Source organism: Glaciimonas sp. OK215 (assembly GCF_057787885.1).
Genome location: NZ_CM173544.1, coordinates 1440195 through 1453179, shown reverse-complemented (window position 1 = coordinate 1453179; position 12985 = coordinate 1440195). Strand labels below are relative to the sequence as shown.

Sequence of the window (12985 nt, the reverse complement as noted above, 5' to 3'; positions counted from 1 at the left end):
CTATTTGTTAAAAATTATTATTCATACCAAGCGGCAACATTATGTAATATCGCTAGCTGCACTGCGTAATTAGTTTCGATATACCTTCTTCGCCTGGCAGACCTGCATCAGGCGAACATACGCTGGAACAGTTTCTCATCATCACATAGAGGAAGACATGTCCGCCAATTCTGCTCGTTATGGTCACGCCGCCGCTCCTGCATTTGAAACCGCCACGTATGCCAAAGTGACCTGGCACCTGATGCCTCTGCTATTCCTGTGCTACGTCGCGTCCTATCTGGACCGCGTCAATGTCGGCTTCGCCAAATTGCAAATGCTGAATGACTTGAAGTTTAGCGAGACCATCTACGGGTTCGGTGCCGGCATCTTTTTCATCGGCTATTTCATATTTGAAATCCCCAGTAATCTGATCCTGCATCGGGTTGGCGCGCGCATGTGGATCGCACGCATCATGATCACCTGGGGCCTGGTTTCCGGAGCGATGATTTTCGTCACTACGCCGATGACGTTTTATGTCATGCGCTTTTTGCTGGGCGTCGCCGAAGCCGGCTTCTTTCCTGGCGTGATTCTGTATCTGACCTATTGGTATCCGTCCAATCGCCGCGGCAAAATGACCGCCCTGTTCATGACCGGCATCCCGCTGTCAGGCGTGATCGGCGGCCCCCTGTCGGGCTGGATTCTGCACAGCTTGTCAGGCGCTCGAGGGCTGGCAGGCTGGCAATGGATGTTTATTCTGGAAGCAATCCCATCGCTGATCCTTGGGATAGTCGTCATCGTCTATTTACAGGACCGGATTCGCGCTGCCAAATGGCTGACCGATGAAGAGAAACAATTGCTGGAAGCGCAGGTGGAAGCGGAAGCCAGCCTGAAAGAGGAACAGTCGCTAAGACAGATGGTCGCCAACACCAAGGTCTGGCTGATGGCGCTGATCTACTTCTGTTTTGTCATGGGACTGTATGGCGTCAGCTTCTGGCTGCCGACCATCATCAAGACGACCGGCGTAAAGGATCCTTTCGATATCGGCTTGCTGACGGCGATTCCGTATGCCGCAGCAGCAGCGGCAATGGTGCTGATCGGACGCAGTGCCGACAAGCACCGTGAACGGCGCTGGCACGTTGCGATCCCGGCAGTGCTGGGCAGTATCGGCTTGATCCTGAGCACGGTGTATGACCACAACACCCTGCTGGCAATGAGCGCCCTGACGCTGGCCACGATCGGCATCCTGACAGTGCTGCCGCTGTTCTGGAGCTTGCCGACTGCCTTCCTCGGCGGCACCGCAGCGGCTGCCGGGATTGCTCTGATCAACTCACTCGGCAATCTGGCCGGCTTCGTCAGCCCTTACCTGGTCGGCTGGCTGAAAGATTTGACCCAGAGCACCAACACCGGCATGTTCGTGCTGGCGGCATCGCTGGTGGCAGGCGCGCTGTTGACATTGACGGTACCTGCGCAGATGGTGAACAAATGACCCTGATCGCGCATATTTTGATCGCCCTGATAGCCTTGCTACACGGGTATTTCCTGGTGCTCGAAATGTTCCTGTGGGACAAGCCCTACGGCCTGAAAATTTTTCGTCTGGAACAGGAATTCGCTACCGCATCAAAAGCACTTGCAGCGAACCAAGGTTTATATAACGGTTTTCTCGCCGCCGGCCTGGCATGGGGCCTCTACCTTGGCACGGCAGGTTTTTCGATCAAGATATTCTTCCTGTCGTGCGTCATCATTGCCGGCGTATTCGGTGCGGCTACGGTAGGCAAGAAAATTCTGTTCATTCAGGCACTTCCAGCTGCCATTGCCTTGGGCTTGCTGCTGGCCACTTGAGCGACTGCACAATGCCAGTCGATTTTCCGCGCCTGAGTGAACGCCGACCGGTCGCCGAACCCCGGCATATCCCCAGTGTCACGGGGAGTTTCAGAGCCGTTTAAATGCTGCTCGGCTCACCCTAGCTTGCTTTAGAGCCGCACTGCTTAATCATCCCGGTCGCTACCTTGTAAGCTTCCTGTTCCGCTTCTGCCTGATTTGCAAAAGCATGCTCAACGGATACCCGCTGATTGGGAAAAATATTGTTCCGGTGCATGGGATTTGGCGACGGTGCAAAGACTGTTACATAAGCCGCCCAATGTTCGCTGTCGGGCAACAAGACACCTGAATACTCAATTTCATACTCACCTATGGTTTCGGATGGCATCGTAGTCTCCTGATTGTTAGGAGGATCGTACCATGGAAGAAAACCAAGGGAATTCCATGCAAGTGAAATATTGGGAGGTGGCAGCAAGCACGATCGCATGCAACGGAGGGCAGGCGTTGAGAAAAATACGCCTGAAAAAAAAGGCCTTTCCGAAGAAAGACCTTTTATATTCTGGTGGGCGGTGCAGAATTCGAATCTGCGACCCCTTGGATGTCGACCAAGTATTCTAACCAGCTGAACTAACCGCCCGTTTGCAACAGGACGAAATAATACAACAACCTTCGCGTCTGTACAACATTATTTTTCAGATTCGCAGCAACAAAGTCAAAGTTTCGATGCGGATTGCGCCGCCTGCTTAGTTTTGTGGCAGTTCCACCGGCGTCTGACGCCAGATACATGATCCTTTGACCTCTTTGTCGAGACCGGCCAGCACGCCCTCGTGCTCGGCCAGTTCTTCGGCATTCGCCACCCGTACAAAAATCTGCGCCAGCGGCGCCAGCGTCAACGCTGCACCATCTTCGCCGTTGCCGTTTTCGCTATCCCCAAAATCGATGCTGAAGCTGTTTTGACCACGCGTCATTGCCAGGTAAACTTCAGCCAGCAACTCGGAGTCCAGCAACGCGCCGTGCAAAGTGCGGTGCGCGTTCGAAATACCGTAGCGATCGCACAAGGCGTCCAGCGAATTACGTTTTCCGGGATACATTTCCTTGGCTTGTACCAGCGTGTCGATGACGCCGGCAATCTCGCTGCTGAATGTTTCCAGATCAAGCCGTTTGAACTCGGCATCCAAAAAGCCCAGATCGAACGGTGCATTGTGGATGATGACTTCGGCGCCGCCGATGTACTCTTTCAGCTCGGCGGCGATCTGAGCGAATTTCGGTTTATCGCTGAGAAATTCCGTCGTCAATCCGTGCACCGCCAGCGCGCCCTCCTCCGAATCACGCTCTGGATTAATGTATTGATGATAGTTGTTGCCGGTCAGACGGCGGTCGATCAATTCGACGCAGCCGATTTCAATGATGCGGTCGCCAGTGCGCGGGTTAAGGCCGGTGGTTTCGGTATCTAGAACGATTTGTCGCATGATCACTTAATTCTCAAAAGCTAATACAGGTGTACAAAAATGCACGAAGCGGCGGGAGCAGCGGGGAATTATAAAACGGTCGTCACGCCGCGATTGGCGAGCTGATCGGCACGCTCGTTGCCGGCGTGACCGGCATGCCCTTTGACCCAGCGCCACTGTATCTGATGCCGCGCCTGCGCCGCATCCAGCGCTTGCCACAAATCGACGTTCTTGACCGGCGCCTTCGCCGCGGTTTTCCAGCCACGCGCCTTCCAGCCATGGATCCATTCACTAATACCCTTCTGGACGTATTGACTGTCGGTATGCACTGTGACCTCGCATGGCTTCTTCAGCACGTTCAGGGCCTCGATCACGGCTTGCAATTCCATCCTGTTATTGGTGGTGTTGAGCTCGCCGCCGAACAACTCTTTTTCGTTGTCACCGGAAATCAGTAACGCACCCCAGCCGCCAGTGCCAGGATTGCCCTTGCAGGCACCATCGGTGAATATTTCTACTTTGTCCATGCTCACTTATTTATTGAAGATTAATTTGGAAGGAAACCAACCGTGCGCTACGGTTGCCATGCTGATGCTTAATGTTCGCCCGCCTTGTGTATCCTGTTCGTCGCCGGCACACCCTTGGCCGCCTTAATTGCCTGTTTGCTGAATGCCGGGCCGATCAGATGCATCCCTTTGACGCGTTTGATCGCTTGCACTATATAAATGGCGCCGAAATACGGCCACCAGCGGTTACCGGCTTTTTCCATAAAAGAAAAGCGGTTCAGCCATTTGGCCGTCGCACACGGCGGCGCATAACAACCGAAGTGGCCGCGATTGACTTCCATGTTGAGCAACTTAAGCCAGTCTTTCAGACGCAACAAACTGATGAATTCAGCATTCTGCGGCAAAAAATGCGCACCGGACAGACGCCCTGTCGACTGCCGTATGCCCCACAAGCTGGCCGGATTGAAACCACAGATAATTACCTGGCCTTCCGGAATCAATACCCGTTCAACCTCACGCAACACCTGATGCGGCTCAGCGGCAAATTCAAGTACATGCGGCAACACCACAAGGTCCAGACTTTGCGAGGCGAACGGCAGGTCGGCAAAATCGTGGGCTACAACTATTCTGGAGCGGCCTTGACTATCGATCTTCAGGGCGGCATCGGTGGCGTGGTCATCAGCCGGCTCGCTATCGCTCAGCCATTTGTGGCGCATCCGGTTGGCTTGCAACGCTTCGATTTGCGGCAAGCCGATTTGCATCGCATTGAAACCGAAAATATCTGCGGTCATCGCATCCAGACGCGCCTGTTCCCATGCCAGCATATACCTGCCGATGGGTGTTTGCAGCCAGGGGCCGAGCGCTATAATAGATCTTTTTGAAGACGGATATGCCATGACTGCCTTGTTAAATAACGCGTTGAGTGTATTAGCGATTCCGGCATTCAACGACAATTATCTGTGGCTGATTCATGATAGTCATCACGCCGCAGTCGTCGATCCCGGTGATGCGGCACCGATATTGGCCGCGCTTGATGCCCATGCGCTCAAACTCAGCGCTATTTTACTGACACATCATCACGCTGACCATGTTGGCGGGTTGCAAACTTTATTGCGGCATTTCAATGTCCCTGTGTTTGGCCCGGCACACGAAGCAATCGCTGGTGTTACCAGACTATTAAAAGAAGGCGACACTGTCGACCTGCCGCAATTGCCGTTACAGCTGTCGGTACTCGACGTCCCCGGCCACACCAGCGGCCATATTGCCTACGTGGCGGCAGAACAGCACTGGCTGTTTTGTGGCGACACGCTGTTTGCCGGCGGCTGCGGTCGCCTGTTCGAGGGCACCCCGGCGCAGATGGTGACATCGCTTTCAAAGTTGAGCGCATTGCCGCCGCAAACCCAGGTGTTTTGCGCGCATGAATATACGATGTCGAATCTGCGCTTTGCGCTCGCGGTCGAACCGGGCAATCCGGCGTTGATCGAACGCATTGCTATAGAACAGGCAAAACGCGATCGCCACATCCCGACCGTGCCGTCGAGCATTGCCGTAGAAAATGCCACCAATCCATTTTTGCGTTATCAGCAACCGGAAATTATTTCCAGTCTACAACATGGCGACCACCTTGCGCACGCCGAGCGGAGCGACCCGGTCGCTGCATTTGCGGCTCTGCGTCAATGGAAAAATTCCTTTAAGTAATCCTGAAATTTACCAAAAAGACACTCACCTTGACTGGTCGCCAAATAATCGCGCGGCGACAGGTTGCCAACATTCGATCGACAACAAGTTTCCAGCCGGCGCCAGATTCCGGGTCTACATCAACCTTCCGAGTAATTACTCTATAAATCAATCACTTATACAATAGTGATAGCGTATTTTTTGCTTGACGCGACAAAAGCCGGTTACGTACACTGCGCTTTACACTTTTATTACCGGCTGATGACATCCGGTCACGCAAAAAAGACTCCATGCCCTTTACACTCAAGACATGTGCGCTTGCCGCCATCGCCTTTTTCGGCACCCCGCTGTTGGCCCAGGCCAACGATATTTCAATCTACACTCCCACTTTTAGCCTGATAGACCCGAACAGCCCAAGCGCTGGCGTGCTCGGGATGACGCAAGTCGACGTCTGGGCAAGGATACGCAAAGGGTTCAGCATTCCCGACCTCGACAACGCCCAGGTCGCCTCACAAACCGAGTTTTACAGCACGCGTCCGGATTACTTTCAACGCACCACGCTGCGTGCCTCGCCTTACCTGTTTCACGTAGTCCAGGAACTGGAAAAGCGTGGCATGCCGACCGAACTGGCTTTGCTGCCCTTTATCGAGTCGTCGTTTAACCCACAGGCCTTCTCCAGCGCCAAAGCGGTAGGTTTGTGGCAATTCATGCCGGCAACCGGGCGCGACTTCAATCTCAAGCAAGACATGTTCAAAGACGAGCGGCGCGACGTGCTGGCCTCGACCGATGCGGCACTGACCTACCTGCAGACCTTGTATGCCATGTTTGGCGACTGGCAACTGGCGCTGGCAGCATACAACTGGGGCCAGGGTTCGGTGCAAAAGGCAATCGACAAGAACCAGGCAGCTGGCTTGCCGACCGATTTCGCCAGTCTGGCGCCGCTAATGCCGGCGGAAACGCGCAATTACGTACCAAAACTGCAGGCAGTTAAAAATATCATCGCGGCACCGGAGATGTACAACATCTCGCTGCCGAAGATCGACAATGAACCGTATTTCGTCAGCATCGGTAAAACCCGCGACATCGACGTCAAGGTCGCAGCGCAACTGGCTGAATTGTCGCTCGATGATTTCAAAGCGCTGAATCCCCAATTCAACCGCCCTGTCATTATCGGCAGTGCCGACACCAAGATCTTACTACCGCAAACCAATGCGGAAAAATTCAAGAAAAACATCAGCAAGTGGACGCAGTCACTGTCGTCGTGGACATCCCACACCGTCGGCAATGCGCGCGAACGGATCGAAGCGATTGCTGCCAAATTCGACACCACGCCTGCCGTGATTCGCGAAGTGAACCATATTCCGCCACGCATGGTGCTGAAGGCCGGCTCGACTATTCTGGTGCCGAAAACCGAAACCGAGAACAGCGACATCACCGCTGCAGTCGCCGACAGTGCCACCATGGCGGTGGCGCCGGACGTGCCGGAAACTCGCCGCATCTACGTCAAAGTGGGCAAACGCGATACGCTGGCATCGATTGCAGGGCGCTATAACGTCAGTGTGAGCCAGGTCAAATCCTGGAACAGCTTGCGTCGCGATAGCGTCAATCGCGGTCAAAGTTTGCAATTGCAGGTGCCGAACCGCCTCTCCGCATCGGTACGTGACGGCAACATCGAACGGGCGTCCAGCAACACTCGCTACCACAAGGCGGTGCTGGTTAACAGTCGTGGCGAACGCAAGGAGCGCATTGTAAAAGTCCGGGCTGCTACCAAAACGAGCGGCAACAAAACCGCTGCCGTCGCCTCGACCAAGAAAAGCCGGGCTCCGGAGATCATCGCTTCGGCCAGAGGCACCCAGAAACAATAACGCATCGCCCCCGTCATTCTCACATATCGCGATCAGTGCGCCAGTTGCCGTGAGCGCGATGAACCCCTACAATCTTGCCCTGTTCGCGTAAAAACGCGTTACTGCGCAGCTGACGCCTGGTTACTGCGCAGATAGCGCACTGCAAAACCTCGCCGCCGAACCATTTATGGCGTGCATACCTGGAGTCAACATGGCATTCCTGCAAGGCAAAAAAATCCTGATCACCGGCCTGCTGTCGAACCGCTCGATCGCTTATGGCATCGCCCAAGCCTGCAAGCGCGAAGGTGCGGAACTGGCGTTCACCTATGTCGGCGAACGCTTTAAAGACCGCATCACCAAGTTTGCCGCCGAATTCGGCAGCGAGCTGATTTTCGATTGCGACGTGGGCAGCGACGAGCAAATCAACGCCTTGTTTACCGATCTCGGCAAATCCTGGGATCAACTCGACGGTCTGGTACATGCGATTGGCTTTGCTCCGGCGGAAGCCATTGCCGGCGACTTTCTCGAAGGCTTGTCGCGCGAAGGCTTCAAGATTGCGCATGATATTTCCGCGTACAGCTTCCCGGCGATGGCAAAGGCGGCACTGCCATTGCTGCGCCCTGATTCGGCGTTGCTGACCTTGACCTATCTGGGCTCCGACCGGGTCGTTCCGAACTACAACACCATGGGTCTGGCGAAAGCTTCGCTAGAAGCCAGCGTACGCTACCTGGCAGAATCGCTGGGTCCAAAAGGAGTGCGCGTCAACGGCGTCTCCGCCGGTCCAATCAAGACTTTGGCGGCAAGTGGCATTAAAGGCTTTGGCAAGATACTCGGCTTTGTCGCCGACCACGCCCCGCTCCGTCGCAATGTCACCCTGGAAGATGTCGGTAACGCATCGGCATTCCTGCTGTCCGATCTGGCGAGCGGCATCACTGGCGAAATCACCTACGTTGATGGCGGTTTTTCAAAGGTCGTGGGCGGCATCTCCGAATAACGACGCCTGGACCTAGACCGCCTGACCGTAATAAAAAGCGTCCGATGTGTTTTCGGACGCTTTTTTATTGGCAGCCAGGGTTGCAGGAACGCCGCAAAATCCATCATTCCTGCCCATTTGCGACATTGCACGTGCAATAGACTCGGAAGTACTGTATTATCCTGTGCTGCGTTGCAATATGACGCAAACAACGATCAAGCAAACCGGCTCGGTCGTTAACAACAAAAACAAGTAGCTACGCAAGCCTAAGCATGTCTTGGTTTCAATTAAGACATTGCATTGTAAAAGCCCTCCCGCCTTGTGTGTCGTTTAACTGACACCGTCCCGGCGCAAAGCTTTTGTGCCGAAATTTCTTTGTATGTTTCATAGTCATTTCGTTGGTTGGCGTTGCTTTTTTGCGTTCTCTGCATTTGTCGCGTGAGCGACTGCTTGCAGAATATGGCGCTGAACTTTACGAAAGAAAAGAATGACATTTGAATCACTAGGCCTGCACGCGTCCGTTATCCAAGCACTTACTGAAGCCGGCTACACAAAACCGACCAGCGTTCAGGAACAAGCCGTTCCAGCCGCCATCGAAGGTCGCGACCTGTTGGTATCATCGCAAACCGGTTCCGGCAAAACTGCAGCTTTCATGCTGCCGGCACTCCACAAATTCGCCTCGGAGCCAGTTGTCGCTCCAATCGGCAAAACACCAAATCAAGAAATGCAGGCATCGCGTTCACGCGGTGACCGTCCACGTTTCAAGGCCGCCCAGCCAAAAATGCTGGTGCTGACACCGACCCGTGAATTGGCATTGCAAGTGACCAGCGCTACTGACAAGTACGGCTCACACATGAAGCGCATCAAGGCAATCTCGATCCTGGGCGGCATGCCTTATCCAAAGCAGATGCAATTGCTGGCCAAGAACCCGGAAATCCTGGTCGCGACTCCAGGTCGTCTGATCGATCACATGGAATCCGGCAAGATCGATTTCTCGCTACTGGAAATTCTGGTACTCGACGAAGCGGACCGTATGCTGGACATGGGCTTCATCGACGATATCGAAAAAATCGTTGCTGCGACTCCTGACTCGCGTCAAACCATGTTGTTCTCGGCTACGCTCGATGGCGTTGTCGGCAACATGGCAAAGCGCATCACCAAGAACCCAATGATCATCCAGATCGCCGGTTCGGCAACCAAGCATGAAAACATTCAACAAAAGGTTCACTTTGTCGATGATCTGTCGCACAAGAACCGTTTGCTGGATCACCTGCTGCGCGACGAAACCATGGATCAGGCAGTCGTATTTACCGCAACCAAGCGCGATGCAGACAATATCGCTGACCGCCTGAACATCGCCGGTTTCGCTGCTGCCGCATTGCATGGCGACATGCACCAAGGTGCACGTAACCGTACCCTGGACAGCCTGCGTCGCGGTCAAGTCCGTGTGCTGGTTGCAACTGACGTCGCTGCACGCGGTATCGACGTTCCGGCCATCACCCACGTATTCAACTACGATCTGCCGAAATTCCCGGAAGACTACGTCCACCGTATCGGCCGTACCGGCCGTGCCGGCCGCAACGGCGTTGCCGTGTCGCTGGTGAATCACGCTGAAGGCATGAACGTCAAGCGTATCGAACGGTTTACCAAGCAATTGATCCCGGTCGATGTCGTCGTTGGTTTTGAACCAAAGAAAACCGCGTCTGCACCGCGCTCAAACCACAAACCAGGTGGCTGGAAACCGGGCGACAACCGTGGCGCTCCGAGCAAGCCGGGCGGCCGCACTTTCAGCAAACCAGGTGCTCCACGCCGCGATAGCGCTGGCGCAGGTGGCGGTTACAAAGGTAATCGCACGAATGACAGTAGCACACGTCGCTCGTTTGGCGATCGTTAATTAGTCCGGCAATCAGTCGCTGATTGTTTAATTAAGTACAAAAAGACGGCCATCGGATTTATTCCGGTGGCCGTTTTTTTATTGGAAAATCGGGGTTACGTACATGATGAAATTTACTGCATGCGGGTACGCCCTGAACTCAGATAATCCGCAATCGAATCCTGTGTGACTTCGCCCAGATAGCTACTGTCATGATCGATCACCGGCATCCAGCTGGTGCTGTGCTTGTACATTCTGGAGAGCACTACGCGCAGATTTTCGTCCGGGGTTGCGCTCACCGGAAACGGCCGCAGCTTGTCCGCACAAGCCCCCTGCGCAGCACGTGCATCGCGGCGCGAGACGAAGCCCATGGCGCGATTGTCAACATCGGTCACGGTGACATAGCGGTAGTCGTTTTCATCCATCACGCCGTACGCCGCTGCCAGCGTCGCGTCAGCGCGCACCGTGGCGGAGGTCGTGGCCGCATCGCCGGCGCGTACCAGCAGCAAACGCTTCAGGGTTGCATCCTGGCCAACGAAGGCGCCCACAAACTCGTCTTTCGGGCGCGCCAGCAAGGTATCCGGATGATCAATCTGCACCAGTTTGCCAGCGCGGAAAATCGCGATCTTGTCACCGAGTTTGATCGCTTCGTCGATATCATGACTGACCATGATCACGGTCTTGTTGAGTTGCCGCTGCATCTGGAAAAACTCATTCTGAATCGATTCGCGATTAATCGGGTCGACCGCGCCGAACGGTTCATCCATCAGCAATACCGGAGGATCTGCCGCCAGCGCGCGAATCACGCCGATGCGCTGCTGCTGACCGCCGGACAATTCCCGTGGATAACGTTTCAGATACAGCTTCGGATCGAGTGCTACCATCGCCATCAATTCGGTCGCACGCTCACGACAGCGCTTTTTATCCCAGCCCAGCAGACGCGGCACCACCGTGATGTTTTCTTCGATGGTCATGTTCGGGAACAGGCCGATTTGCTGAATGACATAACCGATATGGCGGCGCAACGTTACCTCGTCGATGCCAGTGGTGTCTGCGCCATTCAACAGTACCCGACCGGAAGTCGGTACGATCAGACGATTGATCATTTTCAGCGTGGTGCTCTTGCCGCAACCCGAAGGGCCAAGAAATACGCAGATTTCACCTTCAGCGACGCTCAGGCTCACCTCATCCACGGCTTTAACATTGACGCCATCTTTTTGGCTAAAAACTTTGCTCAGTTTATCGAGTACGATCATGATTTTTGCATTCCTTTCGGTGTAAGTACGCGTTGCAACGACTGCAGCAAAGCGTCGGCGGCAATCGCCAGGACACTGATCAATACCGCGCCGACGACGAGTTTTTGCATATTGCTCTGGCTGATCGCATGCAAAATCAGCACGCCCAGGCCACCGGCACCGATCACCGCCGCGACCGCCATCACGCCGATATTCATGACAACGGCGGAACGTACGCCGCCTAAAATGACTGGCACTGCCAGCGGCAAATCCACCAGGCGCAAGCGCTGCCAGAATGTCATGCCGATGCCGATGCCGGCTTCCTTGACGCCTTCGTCGATCCCATCCAGCGCCAAAAATGTATTCCGCATGATTGGCAATAGCGAATACAAAAATACCGCTGTGATGGCAGGCAACGGCCCCAGACCCTGACCGAACCGGGAGAACAGCGGAATCATCAAGCCGAACAAGGCAATAGATGGGAGTGTCAGAACGACTGTCGCCAAACCCAGCAGCGGGCTGGCCAGCCAGCGCTGACGGATCATCAGAATACCGAGCGGCACGCCGATCAGAATGGCCAGGCCGACGGCGCTGCCGACCAGCATTAAATGCTGCATGGTGAGATCGAATATCTCGGGCCATGCGCCGGAAAGATAATTAAAAAGTGTCATTCTGCATCCTTCACATCAAGCCTTCGGCCCGCAGGAAATCTGCAGCAACCTTGGCTATCGCTTGTTGATCGATATCGACTTTCTTGTTCATCTCGGCCATTTTTCTGGTGTCGATCCTGGCCGCTAGCGCGTTCAGCTGTCCGGCCAGTTTTGGATTCGCATCAAGTATTTCTTTGCGCACCACCGGTGCCGCCGTATAGAAAGGGAAGAAGCCCTTGTTGTCTTCCAGCAGCTTCAAATTGAAGCCGCCGACCCGACCATCGGAGGAATACGTCAAGCCGACATACAGCTGCTTGTTGCGCAGCGCCGTATACACCAGGCCCGGGTCCATTTGCTTGACCTCACTCCGCTCGAAATGCAGATCGTACAGTGCCGACATCGGCGCCAAACCATCCGGGCGCGAGGCGAATTCAAAATCGACGCCAAGCAAATGTTTACCGTCCGGATCCTGTTTGCGATCTGCTTTCATTTTATCGGCGAGATCCTGGATGGTTTTCAGACCGTCTTCTTCGGCGCGCTTGGCCGGCACCGCCAACGCATACGTATTGTTTAATCCCGATGCATTCAGCCAGATCAGGTTCTTGACACCGTCCAGTTGCTTGACCCGTTGATAGGACTGTTCTGCATCGAGCTTCTCGCTGACTTTGTTAAACACGATCAGCGAACTACCGGTGTATTCCCATACGATGTCGAGCTGGCCGCTTTCCATCGCCGCGCGCATGATGGTCGAACCCAGGCCGTTTTTCAGATCAACGGCATACCCTTTGGACTGCAGATACTGTTGTGTCATTGAGGACAGAATCAGTTGCTCGGTAAAGTTTTTGCCGCCGACCACCAGCGCAGCAGCAGCCGATGTCGCGCACGCCAGACCGACAATGCTTAACGTCAAGGCCAGCAGACGCTGCATGCGTGAATTTTTCATGCTTTTTCTCCTTCTGAGTGGATGCCGACAAATTGCATCCTG

Annotated in this window: 13 protein-coding genes and 1 tRNA gene; 6 read left to right on the top strand and 8 right to left on the bottom strand. The window is 54.6% G+C overall.

The window, feature by feature from the left end; translation table 11 throughout:
* Window positions 1-157 precede the first annotated feature (157 nt).
* Together AC3CHX_RS06465 and AC3CHX_RS06460 are read left to right on the top strand one after the other, a co-directional pair.
* Window positions 158-1465 (top strand): MFS transporter, encoded by a 1308-nt coding sequence (locus AC3CHX_RS06465; RefSeq protein ID WP_488643253.1) that lies wholly within the window; start codon window positions 158-160, stop codon window positions 1463-1465.
* Window positions 1462-1818, top strand: coding sequence for a DUF1304 domain-containing protein (locus AC3CHX_RS06460; RefSeq protein WP_488643252.1), 357 nt, complete (start codon window positions 1462-1464; stop codon window positions 1816-1818). The genes AC3CHX_RS06465 and AC3CHX_RS06460 overlap by 4 nt, the downstream gene beginning before the upstream one ends.
* A 121-nt stretch (window positions 1819-1939) precedes the next feature.
* Here AC3CHX_RS06460 and AC3CHX_RS06455 read toward each other — a convergent pair whose 3' ends face one another.
* From AC3CHX_RS06455 to AC3CHX_RS06435, 5 genes are all read right to left on the bottom strand, one after another.
* On the bottom strand, window positions 1940-2185 hold the full coding sequence (locus tag AC3CHX_RS06455; RefSeq protein ID WP_488643251.1) for a hypothetical protein: 246 nt from the start codon (window positions 2183-2185) through the stop codon (window positions 1940-1942).
* Window positions 2186-2357: 172 nt separating this feature from the next.
* Window positions 2358-2434: transfer RNA gene (locus AC3CHX_RS06450), tRNA-Val, on the bottom strand.
* Window positions 2435-2540: 106 nt separating this feature from the next.
* Window positions 2541-3266 carry a DNA polymerase III subunit epsilon gene (gene dnaQ, locus AC3CHX_RS06445; protein ID WP_488643250.1) on the bottom strand — a complete coding sequence of 242 codons (726 nt, stop codon included), beginning with the start codon at window positions 3264-3266 and terminating at the stop codon, window positions 2541-2543.
* Window positions 3267-3334: 68 nt separating this feature from the next.
* Window positions 3335-3769 (bottom strand): ribonuclease HI, encoded by a 435-nt coding sequence (gene rnhA / locus AC3CHX_RS06440; RefSeq protein ID WP_488643249.1) that lies wholly within the window; start codon window positions 3767-3769, stop codon window positions 3335-3337.
* Window positions 3770-3837: 68 nt separating this feature from the next.
* Entirely contained in the window at window positions 3838-4644 is an 807-nt protein-coding gene (locus AC3CHX_RS06435) for a class I SAM-dependent methyltransferase (RefSeq protein ID WP_488643248.1), read from the bottom strand.
* On the opposite strand from AC3CHX_RS06435, the gene gloB reads away from it, so the two are divergent.
* From gloB to AC3CHX_RS06415, 4 genes are all read left to right on the top strand, one after another.
* Window positions 4643-5446 carry a hydroxyacylglutathione hydrolase gene (gene gloB / locus AC3CHX_RS06430; RefSeq protein ID WP_488643247.1) on the top strand — a complete coding sequence of 268 codons (804 nt, stop codon included), beginning with the start codon at window positions 4643-4645 and terminating at the stop codon, window positions 5444-5446. The genes AC3CHX_RS06435 and gloB overlap by 2 nt on opposite strands.
* A 269-nt stretch (window positions 5447-5715) precedes the next feature.
* On the top strand, window positions 5716-7290 hold the full coding sequence (locus AC3CHX_RS06425) for a transglycosylase SLT domain-containing protein (protein ID WP_488643246.1): 1575 nt from the start codon (window positions 5716-5718) through the stop codon (window positions 7288-7290).
* A 190-nt stretch (window positions 7291-7480) separates the two neighbouring features.
* A complete protein-coding gene (fabI, locus tag AC3CHX_RS06420; protein WP_488643245.1) occupies window positions 7481-8263 on the top strand; it encodes an enoyl-ACP reductase FabI in 783 nt (260 codons plus the stop codon).
* Window positions 8264-8729: 466 nt separating this feature from the next.
* Window positions 8730-10136 (top strand): DEAD/DEAH box helicase, encoded by a 1407-nt coding sequence (locus AC3CHX_RS06415; protein WP_488643244.1) that lies wholly within the window; start codon window positions 8730-8732, stop codon window positions 10134-10136.
* A gap of 113 nt (window positions 10137-10249) precedes the next feature.
* Here AC3CHX_RS06415 and AC3CHX_RS06410 read toward each other — a convergent pair whose 3' ends face one another.
* The 3 genes from AC3CHX_RS06410 to AC3CHX_RS06400 are packed head-to-tail and all read right to left on the bottom strand — an operon-like array spanning window position 10250 to window position 12943.
* On the bottom strand, window positions 10250-11371 hold the full coding sequence (locus AC3CHX_RS06410) for an osmoprotectant ABC transporter ATP-binding protein OsmV (protein ID WP_488643243.1): 1122 nt from the start codon (window positions 11369-11371) through the stop codon (window positions 10250-10252).
* Window positions 11368-12021, bottom strand: coding sequence for an ABC transporter permease (locus AC3CHX_RS06405; protein WP_488643242.1), 654 nt, complete (start codon window positions 12019-12021; stop codon window positions 11368-11370). Before AC3CHX_RS06405 ends, AC3CHX_RS06410 begins: the two co-directional genes overlap by 4 nt.
* A gap of 10 nt (window positions 12022-12031) precedes the next feature.
* Window positions 12032-12943 (bottom strand): glycine betaine ABC transporter substrate-binding protein, encoded by a 912-nt coding sequence (locus AC3CHX_RS06400; protein WP_488643241.1) that lies wholly within the window; start codon window positions 12941-12943, stop codon window positions 12032-12034.
* Window positions 12944-12985 lie beyond the last annotated feature (42 nt).